At 71.3% G+C, this 20,620-nt stretch carries 15 protein-coding genes and 1 tRNA gene; 5 read left to right on the forward strand and 11 right to left on the reverse strand.

Going from position 1 to position 20,620, the window contains the following annotated elements; translation table 11 throughout:
- Positions 1–25: 25 nt before the first annotated feature.
- Genes K8F61_RS10720 through K8F61_RS10735 form a run of 4 tightly spaced genes read right to left on the reverse strand, consistent with a single transcriptional unit; the run spans position 26 to position 3,625 of the window.
- Entirely contained in the window at positions 26–988 is a 963-nt protein-coding gene (locus K8F61_RS10720) for an aldo/keto reductase (RefSeq protein ID WP_067242901.1), read from the reverse strand.
- Positions 985–1,782 carry an amino acid ABC transporter ATP-binding protein gene (locus tag K8F61_RS10725; protein ID WP_067242899.1) on the reverse strand — a complete coding sequence of 266 codons (798 nt, stop codon included), beginning with the start codon at positions 1,780–1,782 and terminating at the stop codon, positions 985–987. Before K8F61_RS10725 ends, K8F61_RS10720 begins: the two co-directional genes overlap by 4 nt.
- Complete coding sequence (locus tag K8F61_RS10730) at positions 1,779–2,687, reverse strand: amino acid ABC transporter permease (RefSeq protein WP_231819009.1); 909 nt, start codon at positions 2,685–2,687, stop codon at positions 1,779–1,781. The genes K8F61_RS10725 and K8F61_RS10730 overlap by 4 nt, the downstream gene beginning before the upstream one ends.
- The gene (locus K8F61_RS10735) at positions 2,687–3,625 is read right to left on the reverse strand and encodes a transporter substrate-binding domain-containing protein (RefSeq protein WP_231819010.1); all 939 of its coding nucleotides are present in this window, start codon (positions 3,623–3,625) and stop codon (positions 2,687–2,689) included. The genes K8F61_RS10730 and K8F61_RS10735 overlap by 1 nt, the downstream gene beginning before the upstream one ends.
- Before the next feature lie 140 nt (positions 3,626–3,765).
- Between K8F61_RS10735 and K8F61_RS10740 the strand changes: the two genes are divergently transcribed.
- Positions 3,766–4,380 carry a MarR family winged helix-turn-helix transcriptional regulator gene (locus K8F61_RS10740; RefSeq protein WP_067242893.1) on the forward strand — a complete coding sequence of 205 codons (615 nt, stop codon included), beginning with the start codon at positions 3,766–3,768 and terminating at the stop codon, positions 4,378–4,380.
- Positions 4,381–4,407: 27 nt separating this feature from the next.
- Here K8F61_RS10740 and K8F61_RS10745 read toward each other — a convergent pair whose 3' ends face one another.
- From K8F61_RS10745 to K8F61_RS10755, 3 genes are all read right to left on the reverse strand, one after another.
- Positions 4,408–5,403 carry a LacI family DNA-binding transcriptional regulator gene (locus K8F61_RS10745; RefSeq protein WP_219086343.1) on the reverse strand — a complete coding sequence of 332 codons (996 nt, stop codon included), beginning with the start codon at positions 5,401–5,403 and terminating at the stop codon, positions 4,408–4,410.
- 90 nt (positions 5,404–5,493) lie between these two features.
- A complete protein-coding gene (locus tag K8F61_RS10750; RefSeq protein WP_231819013.1) occupies positions 5,494–7,782 on the reverse strand; it encodes an alpha-L-rhamnosidase in 2,289 nt (762 codons plus the stop codon).
- A gap of 38 nt (positions 7,783–7,820) precedes the next feature.
- The gene (locus K8F61_RS10755) at positions 7,821–9,122 is read right to left on the reverse strand and encodes an MFS transporter (protein WP_217996164.1); all 1,302 of its coding nucleotides are present in this window, start codon (positions 9,120–9,122) and stop codon (positions 7,821–7,823) included.
- 263 nt (positions 9,123–9,385) lie between these two features.
- Between K8F61_RS10755 and K8F61_RS10760 the strand changes: the two genes are divergently transcribed.
- From K8F61_RS10760 to K8F61_RS10775, 4 genes are all read left to right on the forward strand, one after another.
- Complete coding sequence (locus K8F61_RS10760) at positions 9,386–12,166, forward strand: alpha-L-rhamnosidase (RefSeq protein WP_231819014.1); 2,781 nt, start codon at positions 9,386–9,388, stop codon at positions 12,164–12,166.
- Positions 12,163–13,329, forward strand: a complete 1,167-nt coding sequence (gene rhaI / locus K8F61_RS10765) for an L-rhamnose isomerase (RefSeq protein ID WP_231819016.1) — start codon at positions 12,163–12,165, stop codon at positions 13,327–13,329. The genes K8F61_RS10760 and rhaI overlap by 4 nt, the downstream gene beginning before the upstream one ends.
- A 70-nt stretch (positions 13,330–13,399) precedes the next feature.
- Positions 13,400–15,436: a bifunctional aldolase/short-chain dehydrogenase gene (locus K8F61_RS10770; protein WP_231819031.1), complete on the forward strand. Its 2,037-nt coding sequence runs from the start codon at positions 13,400–13,402 to the stop codon at positions 15,434–15,436.
- Positions 15,433–16,842: a rhamnulokinase gene (locus K8F61_RS10775; protein WP_231819033.1), complete on the forward strand. Its 1,410-nt coding sequence runs from the start codon at positions 15,433–15,435 to the stop codon at positions 16,840–16,842. Before K8F61_RS10770 ends, K8F61_RS10775 begins: the two co-directional genes overlap by 4 nt.
- Before the next feature lie 10 nt (positions 16,843–16,852).
- On the opposite strand, the gene K8F61_RS10780 is transcribed toward K8F61_RS10775, so the two are convergent.
- The 4 genes from K8F61_RS10780 to serS all read right to left on the reverse strand — a co-directional run bounded on the left by K8F61_RS10780 (position 16,853) and on the right by serS (position 20,619).
- Complete coding sequence (locus K8F61_RS10780; protein WP_067242848.1) at positions 16,853–18,151, reverse strand: LCP family protein; 1,299 nt, start codon at positions 18,149–18,151, stop codon at positions 16,853–16,855.
- A gap of 126 nt (positions 18,152–18,277) precedes the next feature.
- Positions 18,278–18,362 (reverse strand) — tRNA-Ser (locus tag K8F61_RS10785).
- Positions 18,363–18,496: 134 nt separating this feature from the next.
- Entirely contained in the window at positions 18,497–19,315 is an 819-nt protein-coding gene (locus tag K8F61_RS10790) for an HAD family hydrolase (protein WP_231819034.1), read from the reverse strand.
- Positions 19,312–20,619, reverse strand: a complete 1,308-nt coding sequence (gene serS / locus K8F61_RS10795; protein WP_067242846.1) for a serine--tRNA ligase — start codon at positions 20,617–20,619, stop codon at positions 19,312–19,314. Before serS ends, K8F61_RS10790 begins: the two co-directional genes overlap by 4 nt.
- Between the last annotated feature and the right edge of the window lies 1 nt (position 20,620).

A 20,620-nucleotide genomic window follows, 5' to 3' on the forward strand; every position in this document is an offset into this window, starting at 1 on the left:
TCCGGACGGGGGACCGCCCGGGCGGTCAGGCGACGTAGTCGCCGATCAGCGCGCGGTCGTGGGTGTACGGGGCGTCGAGCGCGTGCGCGTCGATCCCCAGCCCCTCCGCCGCCTCGCGGATGCGGTCGCCGAGCTCGGCGGCGATGCGCACCGCCTCCGCGTTCTCCCGCAGCCGCTCGGGACGCGTCGCGCCGAACAGCAGCGACGCCACCTGCGGGTTCGTCAGGCACCAGGCGAGCGAGAACTGCGCGGGCGTGATCCCGAGGCCCTCCGCCGCCTCGACGATGGCCGGCACGGTCGCCTTGATCTGGGCCCGGATGTCGCCCACGTCGATCCCGATGTGGCGCTCCGGCTCCAGGATCCCCGCGAGGATGCCGCCCTCCATGGTGTCGGACGCGTGGATGCTCATCCCCGTGCGCGCGACCACCTCGCGGTACTGGTCCTCCACCACGTTGCGACGGACGATCGAGTACTTCAGCTGGGCGAGCTGCGGCCCGGGCTTGCCGATCGAGGCGGCGTGCTCGTGCGCGGCGAGCAGGTCCTCCGGCACCCAGTTCAGCGCGCCCCAGCACCGGGCGCGTCCGCTGTCGACGACCTCGGTGACCTCGTCGACGAGCTTCTCCACGCTCATCCCGGGACGGGGGTGCTCGATGATGAGGACGTCCGCATACTCCTCGTCCACCCGGCGCAGCATGCGGTCGGTCTGGTCGCTGAGGGACTCCGACGGATAGTTGAAGTACCAAAGCTTCTCGGCGAGCTGGTAGTCCTCACGGCGCGCGCCCGCCTCGCGGATCAGCCGGCTGAAGATCATCTCGGTGTGCGGGGAGTTGCGGTAGTACGCCACGTCGAAGAACGTGATCCCGAGATCCAGGGCGCTGCGGACCAGGTCCACCCCGGCCTCGAAGCTCAGCCGCGAGTAGGTGTACCAGGAGCCCAGCGAGAGCCGGGAGACCTCGATGTCCGTCGTGCCGATGGTTGCCGTGTTCATGCGTTCTCCTTGTCGGTTGCCTGCTGTGCGGCGATGAGCTTCGCGACGAACCGCCGGGTGCGGTCCGAGCGCGGTGCGGCGAAGACCTGGTCGGGTGGACCGGTCTCCACGATCTGTCCGGCGTCCATCACCACAACGACGTCGGAGATCTCGCGGGCGAGCTCCATCTCGTGCGTGACGACCACCATGGTCATGCCCTCCGCGGCGAGGCCTCGGATGACGTCGAGGACCTCGCCGACGAGCTCGGGGTCGAGGGCGCTGGTCGGCTCGTCGAAGAGCATGATCTCCGGGCGCATCGCCAGCGCCCGGGCGATCGCGACCCGCTGCTGCTGGCCGCCGGAGAGCTCCGTCGGGTAATGCCCGGCGTGCCCCGACAGCCCCACTCGGGCGAGCTCCTCCCTCGCGGCGGACTCGGCCTGGGCACGGGGCACCTTGAGCACCTGCACCGGTCCCTCCGAGACGTTCGCGAGAGCGGTCATGTGCGGGAAGAGGTTGAAGTGCTGGAACACCATCCCGAACGGGCGGCGCTGGCGCACCACGTCCCGCTCCCGGACCCGCATGAGGCGCCCCCGGACGGTCTCGATGCCGAGCCGCTCGCCGCGCAGACGGATCTCTCCGCCGTCCGTCTCCTCCAACTGGTTGAGGCACCGCAGCAGGGTGGACTTCCCGGACCCCGAAGGCCCGATGATGCTGACCACCTGTCCCCGCGCGAGGTCCAGGTCCACGCCGCGGAGCACCGCCGTGCCGTGGAACTCCTTGACGAGGCCGCGCACGGTGAGGATCGTCTCGGTCATGCCGGCACCTCCGGGGCCTTGAGCTTGGATCGACGGACGAATCCCCGCGAGTAGTGGCGTTCGAGCGCGCTCTGGCCGACCATCGCGATGCTCGTGAGCACGAGATACCAGAGGCAGGCGACGAGCAGCATGGGGATCGTCTGGTAGGTCCGCCCGTAGACGAGCTGGACCGAGGTCAGCAGCTCGGTGAAGCCGATCACCGACACCAGCGACGTGCTCTTGAACAGCGTGATCAGCTCGTTGCTCAGCGGCGGGATGATGACCCGGATCGCCTGCGGCATGATGATCCGCCGCATGGCGCGCGCCTTCGTCATCCCGATCACCCCGGCCGCCTCGTACTGCGCCTTCGGCACGGAGAGGATCCCGGCCCGGTAGATCTCCCCCACGTAGGCGGCCTGGATCAGGGTCAGCCCGATCAGCGCGGCGGTGAACTTGTTGATCACGTCGTTCGTCTTGACCGAGAAGAACACGATGTCCGTGAAGGGGATGCCGATGGTCAGCTGCGGGACGAGCGCGCCCAGGAAGAAGATGAACAGCAGGACGACGAGCGCCGGGATCGCCCGCATCAGCCAGATGAACACGGTCCCTGCGGCCTTCAGCGCCGGGTTCTCCGACATCCGCAGGTAGGCGACGACGCCTCCGGCGAGAAGTCCGGTCACCGCGGACAGCAGGGTCAGCCAGATCGTGTTCATGACCCCGCGGAGGATCTCCTCCTTGAAGAGGTACTCCCCGACGAGGTTCCACTGCCACCCGGGCGTGGTCACCATGAAGTGCACGACACCGACCAGGACGAACGCTCCGACCAGGCCCCAGATCCACCAGGACAGACGCCGGCGGCCGATGTGCGGCGTGGCCAGCACCGGCTCCGGAGGGCCCGTCCGCGTCTTCTCCGCGACGGTGGTCATCAGAACTCGGATCCGTTGATCTCGATCTCGTCCATCGCCAGGCTCTCGCTGCCCCAGCGCTCGAGGATCTCGGCGTAGGTGCCGTCCTCGAGCATGCTCTGCAGGGCGGCGCGGACGGCCTCCGCCATGTCGGCGCGGTCGGCGGCGATCGCGACCCCGTACGGGGCGTACCACATCAGGTCGCCCACGAGCTCGAACTGCCCGGGCGTCTCGGCGAGGATCACGTTGATCGGCGAGATGTCGGACCACGCCACCTCCGCCTGCTGCGACTGCACGGCGAGGACCGCGGCCTGCACGGAGTCGTACGCCTGGATGTCGATCGGGTCCTTGCCGGCGTCCGTGCAGGCCTTGTTCTCCTCGTCGGCACGCGTCTGCTGGATCGAGCTGATGGTGACGGCGAGCGAGTGGCCGCAGAGGTCCTCGACGCCGCTGATGTCGGCCGGCGCGAGCGCGCTGCCGAGCAGCGCGGTGCCGCCCTTGAGGATGTCGACGAAGCTGACGGTCGTCCGCCGCTCCGCGAAGTCGCCCGCGGCGAGCGCGGCGTCGTACCGCCCGGACTCGACGCCCGGCATCGTGCCGCCGCCGGAGACCTGCTCGATCTTCAGCTCCAGGCCGAGGCGGTGCGCGTACTCGGCGGTGAGGTCGGCGACGATGCCGATGATCGAGTCCCCGCCCTCGGGGACGTACTGCAGCGGTGCGACCTGCCCGGAGCCGGCGGCGATCCAGACGCCGTCCTCGTCGGCGGGGACGAGATCGGCGAACTGTCCCTTCTCGCCGGTCGGGGTCCGGATGTCCGTCGGCAGCGCGAACGCGGGCGCCGTCTCGTCGCCGGCGTCGTCGGCGTCGGCTCCGCCCGCGCCGCCCGCGGCACAGCCGGTGAGCGCCAGCGCGACCAGGGACAGGACGGCCAGGGTTCTCGTCGTACGGGGGAATTGCATGGGTTCTCCTCCTTCGCAGCCCATGAGTGGCTTCGCCCTCAGTATCGACACGGGTCCGCAATTTAGTCAAGACTTTGTTTTGTTTAGTTATGCTCGATACCGAGGCTGTGTCAGCATGGGCACCGAGACAGGGAGGTCCGTTGGAAGACGGCGAAGCCACGAGCGGCGTCCATTGGACAGATGAGAACGGCGAGCCGCGACACGATCCGGTCCTCGCGGACTGGTGGTTCACCCACTACGCCTACCGCGTCCTCGGCGAGCACTTCCCCGGCGTCGACGCCGACGCGTCCCGCCTCGTGATGCGGCTGCGGCGGGCCACAGGCACCCTCAGCGAGCTCGCGAGATCCGGCCTCGCCGACCATCGCGCCCCCTCCACGGCGGGTCAGCGCATCCTGCTGACGCTGATGCTCGCCGGCCCTCTCACACAGGCGCAGATCGCCGACTACTCGGGGATGAGCAGGGCCGCGGTCTCCTCGGCGGTGCGCACCCTGATCGTGGACGGGATGATCTCGCGCACGCCCTCCCCGAAGGACGGCCGGGCGGTGCTCCACGCCGTCACGCCGCACGGCGAGGAGGTCTATCGGGAGGCGTTCCTCGCGCGCAACGCCAAGGAGTCGGAGCTGCTCCACGCCCTCACGGCGAAGGAGTACGCGCAGCTCATGCAGATCCTCGAGAAGCTGATGTCCTACGCGGCGTCGCATGCCCCGGACGCACGGCTCCTCGAGGCCGAGGAACCGTCGGACGACGCGCGCTGAGCGACATCCGCGCCCGGATCGCCGGGCTCAGCGCCCGGTGGTGGATGCGCGGACGACCAGCTCCGGCCGGTACCGGACCGGCTCCGCCAGCCCCTCCCCCTCGCCGAGCAGGAGGTCGACGGCCGTCGCGCCGATGAGCGACGCGGGCTGGCGCACCGAGGAGAGCGGGATCACGGCGGCCGCCGCGAAGTCGATGTCGTCGTAGCCGATGAGGGCGAGGTCCTCCGGAACGCGAGCGCCCCCGGTCATCACCATGCTCTGCAGGATCCCCAGCGCGACGAGGTCGTTCGCCGCGAAGACGCCGTCCGGCCGCTCCGCGGGCGCGCGCTGCAGCAGGAGCTCCCCCGCACGACGCCCCTCCTCCACGGTCAGCGCACGGGTGGCGAGGAACTCGATCGCCGCCCCCGCCTCGGCCGCGGCGGACTGCGCACCGCTGAGACGGTCCGAGACCTGCGGCAGCGTCAGCGGTCCGCCCACGAAGGCCAGTCGTCGGCGACCGAGGGACAGCAGGTGCGCGGCCGCGATGCGCCCGCCCTCTCCGTCGTCCACCGACACCGAGGCGAAGCGCGGGTCGCTCGAGCGCCGGTCCACCAGGACCGACGGAATGCCGCGCTGATGCATCCGGCCGAGCAGCGGCGTCGCGTCTCCCACCGGCGTGATGAGCACGCCCGACACCCGCTGCTCCTCGAACAGCGCGAGGTGGGTCGCCTCGCGCTCCGCCTTCTCGTCGCTGTTGGCGACCAGCACGCTGCGCCCGTGCTCCTCGGCGCGCCCCTCCGCGCCGCGGACGACCTCGGCGAAGAACGGGTTGCGGATGTCGAGCACGACGAGTCCGATCGTGCGGCTGCGGCCGGCGCGCAGCTGCCGCGCGGCGTCGTTGCGGACGTAGCCGAGCCGCTCGATCGCCGCGTGGACACGCGCGACCGTGTCCGCCGAGACCCGCTCGGGGCGGTTGAGCACGTTCGACACCGTCCCGACCGACACCCCGGCGTCCTCGGCGACCTCACGCACGCTCACCGCCATCGCGCCCCCTTCTCGCACAGCGAGCCTAGGGCATGGGCGCCGGACCGTACGGTCCGCCCAGCGCCCGCCGGACTCGCGGCGCGACGCAGGTCAGGCCGTGAAACGGTGTTCCCCGCCGACCACCTCATGCGTCGTGCCGTCGGGCAGCACGATGTCCGCGGGGACGCCGTCCGGGATCACGGCGTCGAGCACGAACCGATCCCCGTCCGTCCGCCAGGACACCTCGATGTCGCCGACCCGCGAGGCGTACCGCGTCCGCGCCCAGGTCAGCCCCGGACCCGGCACCGGCTCGATCCGGATCCGGGCGTATCCCGGCTCGGCCGGACGGATGCCTCCCACGACCTGGAAGATCCAGTCGGCGACGGCCCCGAGCGCGTAGTGGTTGAAGCTCGTCATCTCCCCCGGGTTGATCGACCCGTCCGGGAGCATCGAGTCCCACCGCTCCCAGATCGTCGTCGCCCCCATCGTCACCGGGTACAGCCACGACGGGCACTCCCGCTCCAGCAGCAGCCGATAGGCGTCTGCGATGTGCCCGGTCTCGGACAGCGCCCAAGTCACGAACGGCGTGCCCGCGAACCCGGTGGTCACCCGATAGCCGCCCTGTCGGACCAGCTCCGCGAGCCGGTCCCCGGCCCGCACCCGGTCCTCCTCCTCCAGGAGCCCGAAGCAGATGGCGAGCGCGTAGACGGTGGTGCAGTCCGAGCGGATCCGCCCGCCGTCGACGTAGTTCTCGCGGAAGGCGGTCCGCGTCCGCTCGGCGAGGTCCGCCCATCGCTCGGCGTCCTCCGCCCGCCCGAGGACCGCCGCCGCCTCCGCCGCGAACGACGCCGAGCGGTACAGGCACGCGGTCGCCACGACGTGCGGATCGGCCTTCGCCGCCGCGGGGTTCTCCGGCGGCGCATCGGGGTCGAGCCAGTCGCCGAACTGGAACCCCCGGTCCCAGAGCCCGTCGGGCGACAGCATCCGCTGCACCGACTCGAGATGCAGGACCATCGCCGGATAGTGCGCGGCGAGCCGGTCCCGATCCCCGTACGCGTGCCACAGCGCCTGCGGCACCCACACCGCCGCGTCGCCCCAGACGGCCGTCGGCCCCATCTCGGGGAACGCGAAGTCCTCGCCGAAGTGCGCGTACTTCAACGCGTCGGGGACGACGATCGGGACGAACCGATCGGGAGCGTTCTCGGTCTCCGCCCGCAGATCGCGCAACCAGTCGTCCAGGAAGTCCGCGACGTCGTAGACGAAGGCCGCCGACGCCGCGAACGCCGCGATGTCGCCCGTCCACCCCAGGCGCTCGTCGCGCTGAGGGCAGTCCGTCGGCACGCTCAGGAAGTTGCCCCGCTGCCCCTGCACGACGTTCTCGACCAGGCGGTCGACGAGCGGGTCGGAGCAGGAGAAGGAGCCGGTGCGGCGCATCTCCGAGTGCACCACGACGGCCTCGAGATCGTCCGCCGTCAGCTCGCCCGGCCAGCCCTCGACCTCGGCATAGCGGAAGCCGTGGAACGTGAAGGTCGGCTCGAAGACGTCGTCCCCGCCCGACAGCACGAACACGTCCGTGGCCTCGGCGGCGCGGAGCGGTCGCGTGCCGAGCTCGCCGTGCTCGAGGACCTCCGCGTGCCGGATCGTGACCTCCGTGCCCCGCGGGCCGCGCACGCGCGCCCGGATCCATCCGACGAGGTTCTGCCCGAAGTCGACGAGAAGGCGTCCCGACGGCGACCGGTCGATGCTCACCGGGCGGATCGCCTCGTGCCGGACCACGGGCGGACCGCTCTGCGGGACCAGTCGCGCGCGGTCCACCGCCAGCGCCTCCACGGGCAGCGCCTCCCCAGGCAGGGTCTCTCCGGGCAGGGTCTCCCCGGCCTCGCCGCCTCCGCCGCCCCGGAGCCGGGCGTCGATGGTCTGCCCGTTGTAGAGGGAGTTGCGGGTCGTCTCGGACCCCTGGGCCGCCCAGCCGCCCTCCGAGGTCTCGACGCTCTGCACGGAGCCGTCCGCGAACGTGAGGCGGAGGGCCGCGCAGACGGCGATCCGGTCGCCGTAGTCGATGTCCGCGCCCTCGAAGCCCAGCTTCCCGCGGTACCAGCCGTTGCCGAGGTGCAGGCCGAGCCGGATCGGCCCGCTGCCGTCGCGCACGAGGTCGGTGACGTCCCAGGTCTGGTACGGCAGCCGCCACTCGTACGCGCTCCACCCCGGATCGAGGACCGACGACGAGACGGCACGGCCATCGATGCTCGCCTCGTACACGCCCAGTGCGGTGGCGACGAGCTCGGCCTTGCGGACCTCGGCCCGAGGGCGAGCCGGTTCGACGTCCCGCGTGAACCGGATGGCCCGGTCGCGCGGGGCGGGCGCGGTGAGGAAGGCGGCGGCGTCGAGGGGGGTCGTCATGCGGGGATCTCCTTGTTCGGGGCGACGGGCGGGCGCGGTCAGGGCTGAGGGGTCGGCACGGCGGCGGTCGCCGCTTCCGGATCGCGCCGTGCCTCCTCCTCGAACTGGTTGCGGCGCTGGCCGCGGAAGGCCAGCAGGGCGACGACGAGCCCGATCGCGACCACCGCGCTCAGGACGCCGTAGAGCCCCTGCGGGCTGACCGCGACCAGCGAGGGCGTCACGAACGCGAGCAGGGCGGCGACCACGCGCGCCACGGCGATGATGCTCCCCTGCGCGGTGGTGCGCAGCAGCGTCGGGAACGACTCCTGCGTCCACACCTTCATCATCCCCTCGAAGGCGAACGCCCCGCCGATTCCCATGAAGACGTTCATCGCGACGATCGTGGGCAGCGAGAACCCGAGGAGGGCCGGGGTGAGGTAGCCCAGCAGGAGGATCACGGCTCCGATCGTGAAGTAGGTCATGCGGTGTGCGCCGTCGACGATGCGCATGAACCAGAGGCCGCAGAGCAGGCCGATCGGGAACGTCAGGAGGCCCAGCGCGGAGTTGGTCTCGACGGAGATCCCGGCGACGTTCACCGCGAGGTAGGTGCCGAACTGGCCGCCCGTGTTCGCGCCGACGTTGGTGAGCGTGTAGAAGACCAGCAGGGCGACGAACGGGGCCAGGTACGGCGGGCGCAGCAGATCCCGCACCGAGGCGCGGTCCGCGCGGATCGTCGCGACGCCCCGGCGGCGCTCGTCCCGCGCCGCGAGCCACGACGGGGACTCGGGGATGGTCAGGCGCGCGAGGAAGATGAGGACGGCGATGACGCCGACCTGCGCGAACAGCAGCTGACCGCCCAGACGCCCCCATCCGCCGGCGATCGTCGAGATGATCACGGTTCCGAGGATGCCGACGACCCACAGGATGTTGGAGAGCCCGATGATGGCGCCGCGGTTCTTCTCCGTCGCCGCCTCGGCGATGGTGGACAGGGACACCGGGAGGTCCGCCCCGGTCCCGACCCCGGCGAGGATGACGCCGGCCAGCAGCAGCGGGAAGCTGTCGCCGAAGACGAGCAGGGCGATGCCGATGATGACGAGGACCATCGTGGCGAGGAACACCCGGCGCCGGCCCAGCAGGTCGCCGAGGCGGCCGCCGAACACCGCTCCGGCGGCGATGCCGAGGGTCAGGACTCCGGACAGGATGCCGATCTGCTCGGGCGTGATCCCGATCGTGTGCTGGTAGATGACGAGGGCGATGCCGGTCGCGACGATCGTCGCCGCGTCGATATACGACGCCATGCCGCAGACGATGCCGACCCACCACGGGTTGGGGCGGCGGACGGCGGGAGCTTCGACGGCCATGGTTCTCCTTTGAACGTGAGCGTGTGAATAAACGTGAGCGTGTGAACGCGAGCGGCCCGGTCGGTGACGCCGGATGGGGTTCCGGCGCCGGGCGAATCGGGAGGGTGACTGCACGCTAGCAGGGAATGAATCGATTCACAACCAGTCTCGAGGAAGAGGTTTGACGCCTCGCGCTCACGCCACTCTGACCGACTTGACCCCCTTCGACCTTCCGCATTACATTCATCTCAGGCTTGAATCGATTCAGAGCAAAGGAGCCGTCGATGCCTCTCCTCCTCACCGACCTGCGGGCCGATCACCTCGTGCGCCCGCTGGCCCTGCGCCGTACGAGCCCGCGGCTCACCTGGCGCCTCTCGGCCGAGGGGACCCGGATCCTGCCGCGCGCGCATCGGATCCGCGTCACCCGCGCCCGGGACGGAGAGACCGTCCACGACACCGACTGGCTCGACTCCGCCGAGTCCGCCGCGGAGCTGGCCGGGTTCAGCGGTGAGCCCGGCGCCGAGTACCGCTGGGACCTCTCCGTGCGCGGCGACGACGGCACGGTCGCCACCGCCTCGAGCACCTTCGGGATCGGTCTCGCCGACTGGGACGCCGCCTGGGTCGAGCCCCCGCAGCAGCCGGTCCTCGTCGAAGGCCCGTTGGAGCTGGGGCCGGAGGTCTTCGCCGCCGCCGACACGGCCACGCCGCCCGGGGACCGCCTGCACCCGCCCCGGTACCTCCGGCAGAGCTTCGACCTGCCGTCCGCGCCGGTGTCCGCTCGACTGCGCATCACGAGCCAGGGCGTGCACCATCCGTCCGTGAACGGCCGCCCCGCCGGCGACGGTCTGCTGGCCCCCGGCTACGAGAGCTACCAGCACGAGATCTCCGTGATGACCCACGACGTCACCGCGCTCCTGCGTCCCGGCCGAAACGTGCTCGGGGTGATCCTGGGCGACGGATGGTACGCCGGGCGGATCTCGATCCTCGGGCGCAGCGCGCAGTACGGCGACGTCCTGCGCGCGACCTGGCGGCTGGAGATCGACCTCGCCGACGGATCGCAGCATGTGATCCGCCCGGACGAGGGCGTGCGCAGTGTCCGCGGCCCCATCGACTGGTCCGACATCTTCATCGGCGAACGCCACGACGCCCGCGCGGAGATCGACGGGTGGGACACGCCGGACGGCGACGACGCGTTCGCCGACGGGGCGCCGTGCGCGCTCGTTCCCGTCGAGGTGCCCCTCGTCCCGTTCGTCGGAGAGCCGATCCGCCGCGTCCGCGAGCTTCCCGCACAGGCCGTGCTCACGACCCCCTCCGGCGAGACCGTCGTCGACTTCGGCCAGGTGCTGGCCGGGCGCGTACGCATGAGGGTCCGCGGCGAGCGCGGCACCGTCGTCCGTCTGGAGCACGCGGAGGTCGTGGACGCGGAGGGGAACTTCCTGGACAACATCCTCGGCGTCAACAAGGACCAGGCGGACGAGTACGTGCTGGCCGGGCGCTCGGAGGGCGAGGAGTGGGAGCCGCTGTTCACCTTCCACGGCTTCCGATACGTCAAGCTCATCGGCTACCCGGGGACCCCGGATCCCGCGAACTTCACGGCGGTCGTCATCGCCAACGACCTGGAGGCCACCGCGTCCTTCACGTCCTCCCATCCGCGGCTCGACCGCCTCGTGGAGAACACGGTGTGGTCGCAGCGGTCCAACTTCCTCGCCGTCCCGACCGACTGCCCGCAGCGCGAGCGCGCCGGCTGGACGGGCGACCTGCAGATCTTCGTGCCGACGGCCGCCACGCTGATGGGCGTCGCGGCGTTCCTGGAGCGCTGGCTGCGCAACGTCCGGGTGGACCAGGCCGCCCACGACGGCGTGGTGCCGATCATCGTCCCGATGCCGCCGGCGATGGACGACCCGACGCGCCCGAACGCGGGGCTCGGCGGCATCCATGCCGCCGCCGGGTGGGCGGACGCGATCACCATCGCACCCTGGGAGCTGTACCGCCACTACGGCGACCCGCGGTTCCTGCGCGACAACCTGGACGCGATGCGGGCGTGGGTCGAGTACCAGACCGCGGACGCGGCGGCGACCCATCCCTCCCGGATCGATCCCGACACCGCGTCAGAGGAGGTGCTCGCCCGCCACCGCCTGCTGTGGAACGGCCAGCCGAACTTCGGGGACTGGCTCGCGCCGTCGACGCTGGACGGCTCGCGCCCCGAGGCGGCGGGGCTCGACGAGTTCTCTGCCATCATGCTCGCTCCGCAGCTCACCGCGGAGCTGACCGGCCCGCTGTTCCAGATCCGCTCGCTCGACCTGTACGCGGCCAGCGCCGCCGCGCTGGGCGAGCACGACACCGCCGCGCGGGCCCGGGAGCAGGCGGCCGCGGTCCGCGCCGCCTTCGCCGCCGAGTACGTGGGCGAGGACGGGCGCATCGGACCGGACATGCAGGGGATCGCGGTCCTCGCGCTGGCCTTCGACGCCGTCCCGGCCGAGATCCGCCCGCGCGTCGTGGAGCGCCTGGTCGAGCTCGTCCACGCCGCCGGCGACCACCTCGACACGGGGTTCGTCTCCGTGCCCTTCCTGCTGGACGTGCTGTGGGACAACGGCCACCGCGACCTCGCCCGGACGCTCCTCACGCAGGACACCGCGCCGTCCTGGCTGTACGAGGTCGACCACGGCGCGACCACCATCTGGGAGTCCTGGCACGCCGTGCACGAGGACGGCACCGTCGAGCGCATGTCGATGAACCACTACGCCTTCGGCTGCGTCGTCGACTGGATCATGCGGAGACAGGCCGGGATCGAGGCGATCGAGCCCGGCTACCGGGTCACGCGGATCTCGCCCGACCTCGACGGCCCCCTCGACCACTGCCGCGCCCACGTGGACGCGCCGGCCGGGCGCATCGCGGTGGACTGGCGCCGCCGCGACGCCGACGCGGATCTGACCGTCGAGATCCCGATCGGCGTGCGCGCCCGCCTGGACGCCGGCCCGGGCTGGCGGGTCGACGTCGACGACGACCTCGGCCCCGGAACCCACACCGTCCGCCTCCTCCGCAGCGAAGAAAGCACCGCATCATGACCGCACTCCCTTCCGACGTCCTCAGCGCCCTGGAGAAGCAGGCGATCGAGCTCCCCTCGTGGGCGTTCGGGAACTCCGGGACCCGTTTCAAGGTCTTCGGCAGCCCCGGCACGCCGCGGGACCCGTACGAGAAGATCGCCGACGCCGCCCAGGTGCACGCGTACACCGGCCTCGCCCCGACCGTCGCGCTGCACATCCCGTGGGACACGGTGGACTCGTTCGCCGACCTCCGCCGGCACGCGGAGGATCACGGCGTCGCCCTCGGGACGGTCAACTCCAACACGTTCCAGGACGACGACTACCGGCTCGGCGCCCTCACCCACGAGGACGAGCGGGTCCGCCGGAAGGCGATCGACCACCACCTGGCTTGCATCGACGTGATGGACCAGACCGGCGGCCGGGACCTCAAGATCTGGCTCGCGGAGGGATCCAACTACCCCGGGCAGGCCGACATGCGCAGCCGGCAGGACCGCCTGCACGACTCTCTTCAGGAGATCTACGACCGCCTCGGGAACGACCAGCGACTCGTGCTCGAGTACAAGTTCTTCGAGCCGGCGTTCTATCACACGGATGTGCCGGACTGGGGGACGAGCTACGCCCAGGTCGTCGCGCTCGGCGAGAAGGCGATGGTGTGCCTGGACACCGGCCACCACGCCCCCGGGACGAACATCGAGTTCATCGTCATGCAGCTGCTGCGCCTCGGCCGCCTCGGATCGTTCGACTTCAACAGCCGCTTCTACGCGGACGACGATCTGATCGTCGGCGCGGCGGATCCGTTCCAGCTGTTCCGCATCCTGGTCGAGGTGATCCGCGGCGGCGCGCTCAACAACGCCGACGTGGCCTTCATGCTCGACCAGTGCCACAACATCGAGGACAAGATCCCCGGGCAGATCCGCTCGGTGCTCAACGTCCAGGAGATGACGGCGCGCGCGCTGCTGCTGGACCGCGAGGCGCTCGCGGCCGCGCAGCGGGCGGGGGACGTCCTCGGCGCGAACGCCGTCTTCATGGACGCCTTCGCCACGGACGTGCGCCCCGCTCTCGCCGAATGGCGCCAGTCCCGCGGCCTCCCCGCCGACCCCATGGCCGCCTATGCCGCCTCCGGCTACGCCGAGCGGATCGCCGCCGAGCGCGTCGGCGGCGCCCAGGCCGGCTGGGGCGCCTGAGCCCGGGGACCGAAGCCCCTCGATCCCCGACGATGCGAAACCCGACACCCACAACGAGGACACCACACTCATGACCAACCCCACCGCCGCCGCCCTTCTCGCCCGGTCCCACCGCCTGGGCGCGGACCCGAGGAACACCAACTACGCCGGCGGGAACACCTCCGCCAAGGGCTCCGACACCGATCCCGTGACGGGCGCGCCCGTCGAGCTGCTGTGGGTCAAGGGCTCGGGCGGCGACCTCGGCACGCTGACCGAGCAGGGTCTCGCCGTCCTGCGCATGGATCGCCTGCGGGCGCTCGTCGACGTCTACCCGGGCGTGGATCGCGAGGACGAGATGGTCGCCGCGTTCGACTACTGCCTGCACGGCAAAGGCGGCGCAGCGCCGTCCATCGACACCGCGATGCACGCGCTCGTGGACGCCGCCCACGTCGACCATCTGCACCCCGACTCCGGGATCGCGATCGCCACGGCCGCCGACGGCGAGGAGCTGACTGCGAAGATCTTCGGGGACGAGGTCGTGTGGGTCCCGTGGCGCCGCCCGGGCTTCCAGCTGGGCCTGGACATCGCGGCGATCAAGGAGCAGAACCCGCGGGCGATCGGGTGCATCCTCGGCGGACACGGCATCACCGCCTGGGGAGCGTCCTCCGAGGAGGCCGAGGCGAACTCGCTGCGGATCATCGAGACGGCGACCGCCTACATCGCCGAGCACGGCGCACCGCAGCCGTTCGGCGCCGTGCGCCCCGGCTTCGAGGCCCTCGCCCCCGCCGAGCGCCGTGCCCGGGCCGCCGCGCTCGCACCGACCATCCGCGGCATCGCGTCCACCGACCGCCCGATGCTCGGGCACTTCACCGACGCCGATGTCGTCCTCGACTTCCTCGCCTCCGAGAAGGCCCCCGCGCTCGCCGCGCTCGGCACGTCCTGCCCCGACCACTTCCTGCGCACCAAGGTCAAGCCGCTCATCCTCGATCTCCCGGCCACGGCGTCCGCCGACGAGCAGATCGCGCGCCTGCACGAGCTGCACGCCGAGTACCGTGCCGACTACCAGGCGTACTACGACGCGCACGCGACCGCCGAGTCCCCGGCGATCCGCGGGGCCGACCCGCTCATCGTCCTCGTGCCCGGGGTCGGGATGTTCTCCTACGGCGCCAACAAGCAGACCGCGAGGGTGGCCGGCGAGTTCTACGTCAACGCGATCAACGTGATGCGCGGCGCCGAGGCGCTGTCGACGTACGCTCCGATCTCGGATGCCGAGAAGTTCCGCATCGAGTACTGGGCGCTCGAGGAGGCCAAGCTCCAGCGGATGCCGAAGCCGAAGACGCACCAGGGGCGCGTCGCGTTCGTGACGGGCGCGGCCTCGGGGATCGGCAAGGCCATCGCCACACGGCTGGCCGCCGAGGGCGCCTGCGTGATCGTCGCCGACCTGGACCTCGACAAGGCGCGCGCAGCCGCCGCCGAGCTCGGGAACGCGGACGTCGCGATCGGCGTCGCCGCGAACGTCGCCGACGCAGAGGCCGTCCAGGCCGCGCTGGACGAGGCGGTGCTCGCGTTCGGCGGCGTGGACCTCGTGGTCAACAACGCCGGCCTCTCGCTCTCCAAGCCGCTGCTCGAGACGACCGAGAAGGACTGGGACCTGCAGCACGACGTGATGGCGAAGGGCTCCTTCCTCGTCTCCCAGGCGGCCGCACGCATCCTCATCGACCAGAGGCTGGGCGGGGACATCATCTACATCTCGTCCAAGAACTCCGTCTTCGCCGGCCCGAACAACATCGCGTACTCGGCCACGAAGGCCGACCAGGCGCACCAGGTGCGGCTGCTGGCGGTCGAGCTGGGCGAGCACGGCATCCGCGTGAACGGCATCAACCCGGACGGCGTGGTGCGCGGCTCCGGCATCTTCGCGTCCGGCTGGGGCGCCAACCGCGCCGCCACCTACGGCGTCAAGGAGGAGGACCTGGGCCAGTTCTACGCCGACCGCACGATCCTCAAGCGCGAGGTCGTCCCTGAGAACGTCGCGGACGCCGTGTACGTCCTCACGGGGCCGGAGCTGAGCCGCACCACGGGTCTGCACATCCCGGTCGACTCGGGCGTCGCCGCGGCTTTCCTGCGATGACGATGCGGACGGTGGCGGCGGTCGACCTGGGCGCCACGAGCGGGCGGGTGATGATCGGCCGTGTCGGGCCGGGCGTCCTCGAGCTGGAGCCGGTCGCCCGCTTCCCCAACGGGGCCGTCGCACGCGAGGACGGCCTGCACTGGGACATCGAGGCGCTCTTCGCCCATGTGCTGGACGGGCTCGCCGAGGCCGTGCGACGCGCGCCGGAGATCGAGAGCATCGGCATCGACTCCTGGGCGGTCGATTACGGACTGCTCCGCGACGACGAGCTGCTCGCCGAGCCGTTCCATTATCGGGACGCCCGCACCGCGCGCGGCGTCGAGGCGGTGCACGCCCGGGTGCCGTTCCCGGACCTGTATGCACGCAACGGCCTGCAGTTCCTGCCGTTCACGACGCTCTACCAGTACCGCGCCGACGAGCGCCTCCCCGAGGCCGACACCGCCCTGCTCATCCCCGATCTCCTCGCCCACCGGCTCACCGGGGCGAGCGCCGCGGAGCGCACCAACGCCTCCACGACCGGCCTGCTCGACGTGCGGACGAGGGAGTGGGACCACGACCTCGCCGAGCGGCTCGGAATCCCCCGTCGCGTGCTCCCGCCGCTCGTGGACGCGGGAACGGTGCTCGGCCGGCTCCGCCCGGAGATCGCGGCGCGGATCGGCGCCGCCGAGCTCCCCGTGATCGCCGTCGGATCCCACGACACCGCCTCGGCCGTCGTGGCCGCCCCGCTCGCATCACCGGCGTCCGCGTACATCTCCTGCGGCACGTGGGGCCTGGTCGGGGTGGAGATCGAGGCGCCGATCCTCACCGAGGCCGCGCGCACGGAGAACATGACGCACGAGCTGGGTGTGGACGGACGGATCCGCTTCCTGCACAACGTCACCGGGCTCTGGCTGCTGAGCGAGACGGTCCGCGCGTGGGAGCAGGAGGACGACGCCGCGCTCGACCTGTCGTCGCTGCTGAGCGAGGCGGCGGCGGTCACCGCGCCCGTCCCCCTCTTCGACGCGAACGACCCGTCGCTCGGCGCGCCCGGCGACATGCCGGCGCGGATCACGGCCCTGCTGCGGAGCTGCGGTGCGGAGCCGCCCGCCGAGCGCGGCGCCTTCGTGCGCAGCATCGTCGAGAGCATCGCCGAGGCGTTCGCGCGGACCCTCCGGGTCGTCGCCGAGCTCACCGGCCGCCGGATCGACACGGTGAACCTCGTCGGCGGCGGCGCCCTCAACGCGCTGCTGTGCCAGGCGACGGCGGACCGCTCGAGGACGACGGTGCTCGCGGGTCCGGTCGAGGCGACGGCGCTCGGGAACGTCCTCGTGCAGGCACGTGCGCTCGACGGGTCCGCCTCTTCGCTGGAGGAGCTGCGCGCCCGCGTGGCCGCCGCCGCGAGGCCGGTCCGCTACCTGCCGCGCTGATCGGCGCGGGTCACTCCCCCGCGTAGCCGACGCCGTTGGAGCAGGTCTGGTCGGCCGCGGACTGGCCCACGACCCCCTGCGGCAGGGTGACGACGCCGGGCGTGGTCGGAGGGGCGGTCTCGCCGATCTCCTCGCCGTCACCCGGGGTGGTGTCGCCGTCCGTGGGCGGGATCTCACCGGTCCCCTCGGTCGGCGGCGCTTCGCCCGTGGTCCCGTCGGCGTTGACGACGCCGTCGTTCGTCCCGGTCACGACGATCTGCTCGTTCGCCTCGAGGGCCGCCATGAGCGTGTCCGCCGTCTCCTCGTCCGGCACGACCTTGTTCGGGTCGTCCGGATCCGTGAACACCGGGTACTGCACGAAGTTGATGTCCTCGAAGGGCACGTTCTTCACGGCGAGAGCGATCTGCACGAGCAGCATCGGGTTCGTCAGCGACTCGCTCGGCGTCACGTTGGCGAGGGCGGTGTGGGCGAGCTTCAGCAGCGTCGCCGGGTTCGACAGCACCTCGTCGCTGACGAGCTTGCGGGCCAGCGACGACATGTACACCTGCTGGTTCGAGATGCGGCCCAGGTCGCTCCCGTCGCCCACGCCGTAGCGGGTGCGCAGGAACTGCAGCGCCTCGTACCCCTGCAGGGTGTTGATCCCCGGAGGCAGGTTCAGATTCGTGTACTCGTCGGTCAGCCCGTTCGCGATGCAGACGTCCACGCCGCCGATGGCGTTGGTGATCTCGATCACGCCGCCCCACGTGACCTTGGCGGCGAACGGGATGTCCAGGCCGGTCAGCTCGGAGACCGTCTTGACGACGCAGTTGAGCCCGCCCGTCTCGAAGGTCGAGTTCAGCGGCTGCTTCCACATCGCCGACGTCGTGTTGCCCTCGGGATCCGTGCACTCCGGCACCGGGACCATGAGGTCGCGCGGGAGCGTGATGACCGTGACGCGCCGCGGGTTGTCGGAGATGTGCAGGAGCATGTTGACGTCGTTGCGCTCCCCGCCGTCGTCCTCCTCGCAGCGGAGGCCGAAGAGACCGGAGAAGGACTCCTCACAGGCGTCCGTGCCCACGACGAGCATGTTGATGCCGCCCTTGAGCTCGCCGATGTCCGGCGGGACCGACTCCTGCCCGTCCAGCGCGACGGCGTTCGAGGAGAGGGTGGACTGCAGGTCGTAGAGGACGTACGCGGCGACGCCGAAGCCGCTGACGAGCACGACCGCCATGGCCACGCCGACGATCTTCAGCAGCTGGGACAAAGCGGTGGGTCGGCGAAGCTGGCCGTGCCGGGCGACGGGTCGCCGCGATCGGGAGGTCGCGCTCACTCAGTGCCTTTCGATCCTGCGGAGGGTGTGGGAGCTGGTGACCCGCCTGCGGCGGTTCTCCTCTCGAATCCCGCTCAGCCATCGTGCGTCTGAACAGCCACCCTCCGGGCGGCCGTTCAGACCCAGCGGAGGGTGTGGGATTCGAACCCACGAGACATCTCTGCCCACTGGTTTTCAAGACCAGCTCCATCGGCCGCTCGGACAACCCTCCTCGACTGCGGGAATCCCCACAACCGATCGGCGTCGAGTCTAGTCGACGCGCGGAAGGCGGTCTGGACCGATCCTCTTATGATGGCGGGCTCACCTGGGGGAGCCCTGGACGCGCTCCGCGGTCACGCCGTGATCTCAGCCCCGGGTCGCCGCGGCGGCGTCGACCAGCGAGGACAGCGCGCGGGCCAGGCCGCCCTGCACGACGTCGTCCGTGACCTCGCCGGCGGCGGCCTTGACCTCCTCGGGCGCCTGCCCCATCGCCACGGCGCGTCCGCCGAGGTCGCGGGCCCAGCCGAACATCCCGATGTCGTTGCGGCCGTCCCCGGCCACGAACACCCGGTCGCCGTCGATGCCGCGTCGTGCCCGTACGCGCTCCATGGCGGTCCCCTTGTCGACCCCCTGCGGCGCGATGTCGAGCCACGCGGTCCAGCCGATCGCGTAGGAGACCTCGTTCAGCCCGGCCTCCTCCACGATCCGCTGGAAGTACGCCTCGTCCTGGCCGGGCGAGACCACGACGACGCGCGACACCGGCTCCGCGGACAGGTCGGCGAACGCGACCTCGCGGCCGCCGTCGAGCGTCCAGTCGTCGAGGTGCTCGGTGAACAGGCGCTGCCCGGAGCCGAGCTCGACCATGTACCGCGCGTCCGGCAGGCGCTCGCCCAGCAGCGCCAGGACCTTGGACGGGTCGAACGTCTCGACGTGCCAACGCTCCCAGCCGTCCCCCGTGCGGCGCATCGTGACCGCCCCGTTGGAGCACACCACGAACTCGGGAGTGATCGCCAGCTCGTCGAGGTATCGGTGGGTCGCCATCCAGCTGCGCCCGGTGGCCAGGGTGACCTCGTTGCCGGCGTCGCGCACCCGGGCCACCGCGTCGACGACGCCCGGGCTGAGGGTCTCGTCCTCGAGGAGGATCGTGCCGTCGATGTCGAGGCCGATGAGCCAGGGCCGGGTCATGCGGTCTCCCCCGCACCGTCGTCCGCACCCTCGGGACGAAGGACCTCGAGGCCTCCGAGATAGGGGCGGAGGACCTCCGGCACGAGGACGGAGCCGTCCGCCTGCTGGTGCGTCTCCAGGATCGCGACGATCCAGCGCGTGGTCGCCAGCGTCCCGTTGAGCGTCGCGACGGGCTGCGTCTTCCCGGGCTTGCCGTCGGCGTCCAGGGTGCGGTGGCGCACGTCGAGCCGGCGCGCCTGATAGGTCGTGCAGTTCGACGTCGACGTCAGCTCGCGGTACGTGCCCTGCGTCGGGACCCAGGCCTCCACGTCGTACTTGCGCGCGGCGCTGGAGCCGAGGTCGCCCGCCGCGGTGTCGATCACCCGATAGGCGAGGCCGAGTCCGGTCAGCATGTCCTCCTGCATCGCCAGCAGGCGCTCGTGCTCGGCCTGCGCCTCCTCCGGCGTCGTGTAGACGAACATCTCCAGCTTGTTGAACTGGTGGACGCGGATGATGCCGCGGGTGTCCTTGCCGTACGAGCCGGCCTCGCTGCGGTAACAGGTCGACCAGCCGGCGTAGCGGAGGGGCCCGCGGGACAGATCGACGATCTCGTCCTTGTGGTAGCCGGCGAGGGGGACCTCGCTCGTGCCGACGAGGTACATGTCCTGCGCTTCGAGGCGGTACACCTCGTCGGCGTGCTCCCCGAGGAAGCCGGTGCCCTGCATGATCTCCGGACGCACCAGGGTCGGGACGATCATGGGCGTGAAACCGTGCTGCAGGGCCTTGTCCAGGGCCATGTTCATCAGCGCGATCTCGAGCCGGGCGCCGACCCCGCGGAGGAAGTAGAACCGCGCGCCGGAGACCTTGGCGCCGCGCTCCATGTCGATCGCGTTCAGCAGCTCGCCGAGCTCCAGGTGATCCCGCGGCTCGAAGTCGAACGTCGGGATGTCGCCGACGCGGCGCAGCTCCACGAAGTCGTCCTCGCCACCGGCGGGGACGCCGTCCAGGACGATGTTCTCGATGTGCGAGAGCGCCTCGGCGGCCGTCGCCGCCGCCTCGTTCGCCGCGTGCTGGGCCTGCTTCACGCGCTCCGCGAGGTCCTTCGCCTGCGCGACCAGCGCAGCCTTCTCCTCCTTGGGCGCGGCGGCCACCTGCTTGCCGAAGGCGTTCTGCTCGGCGCGCAGCTCCTCGAACGCCGCCAGCGCCTGGCGGCGGGATCGATCCGCCTCGATCGCCGCATCGACGGTCTCCGGCGCGTTTCCGCGCGCGGCCTGGGACTGACGGACGAGCTCCGGCTCGTCGCGGAGAAGCGCGAGATCGATCACC

The organism is Microbacterium resistens (assembly GCF_021172025.1).
In the GTDB taxonomy this organism is placed as follows: Bacteria; Actinomycetota; Actinomycetes; order Actinomycetales; family Microbacteriaceae; genus Microbacterium; species Microbacterium resistens.

Coding starts and splice junctions, on each gene's coding strand:
- K8F61_RS10775 (WP_231819033.1), top strand. CDS start 15,433: ATGACGATGCGGACGGTGGCGGCGGTCGACCTGGGCGCCACGAGCGGG.
- K8F61_RS10735 (WP_231819010.1), bottom strand. CDS start 3,625: ATGCAATTCCCCCGTACGACGAGAACCCTGGCCGTCCTGTCCCTGGTC.
- K8F61_RS10790 (WP_231819034.1), bottom strand. CDS start 19,315: ATGACCCGGCCCTGGCTCATCGGCCTCGACATCGACGGCACGATCCTC.
- K8F61_RS10745 (WP_219086343.1), bottom strand. CDS start 5,403: ATGGCGGTGAGCGTGCGTGAGGTCGCCGAGGACGCCGGGGTGTCGGTC.
- K8F61_RS10770 (WP_231819031.1), top strand. CDS start 13,400: ATGACCAACCCCACCGCCGCCGCCCTTCTCGCCCGGTCCCACCGCCTG.
- K8F61_RS10730 (WP_231819009.1), bottom strand. CDS start 2,687: ATGACCACCGTCGCGGAGAAGACGCGGACGGGCCCTCCGGAGCCGGTG.
- K8F61_RS10755 (WP_217996164.1), bottom strand. CDS start 9,122: ATGGCCGTCGAAGCTCCCGCCGTCCGCCGCCCCAACCCGTGGTGGGTC.
- K8F61_RS10725 (WP_067242899.1), bottom strand. CDS start 1,782: ATGACCGAGACGATCCTCACCGTGCGCGGCCTCGTCAAGGAGTTCCAC.
- K8F61_RS10750 (WP_231819013.1), bottom strand. CDS start 7,782: ATGACGACCCCCCTCGACGCCGCCGCCTTCCTCACCGCGCCCGCCCCG.
- K8F61_RS10720 (WP_067242901.1), bottom strand. CDS start 988: ATGAACACGGCAACCATCGGCACGACGGACATCGAGGTCTCCCGGCTC.
- K8F61_RS10760 (WP_231819014.1), top strand. CDS start 9,386: ATGCCTCTCCTCCTCACCGACCTGCGGGCCGATCACCTCGTGCGCCCG.
- rhaI (WP_231819016.1), top strand. CDS start 12,163: ATGACCGCACTCCCTTCCGACGTCCTCAGCGCCCTGGAGAAGCAGGCG.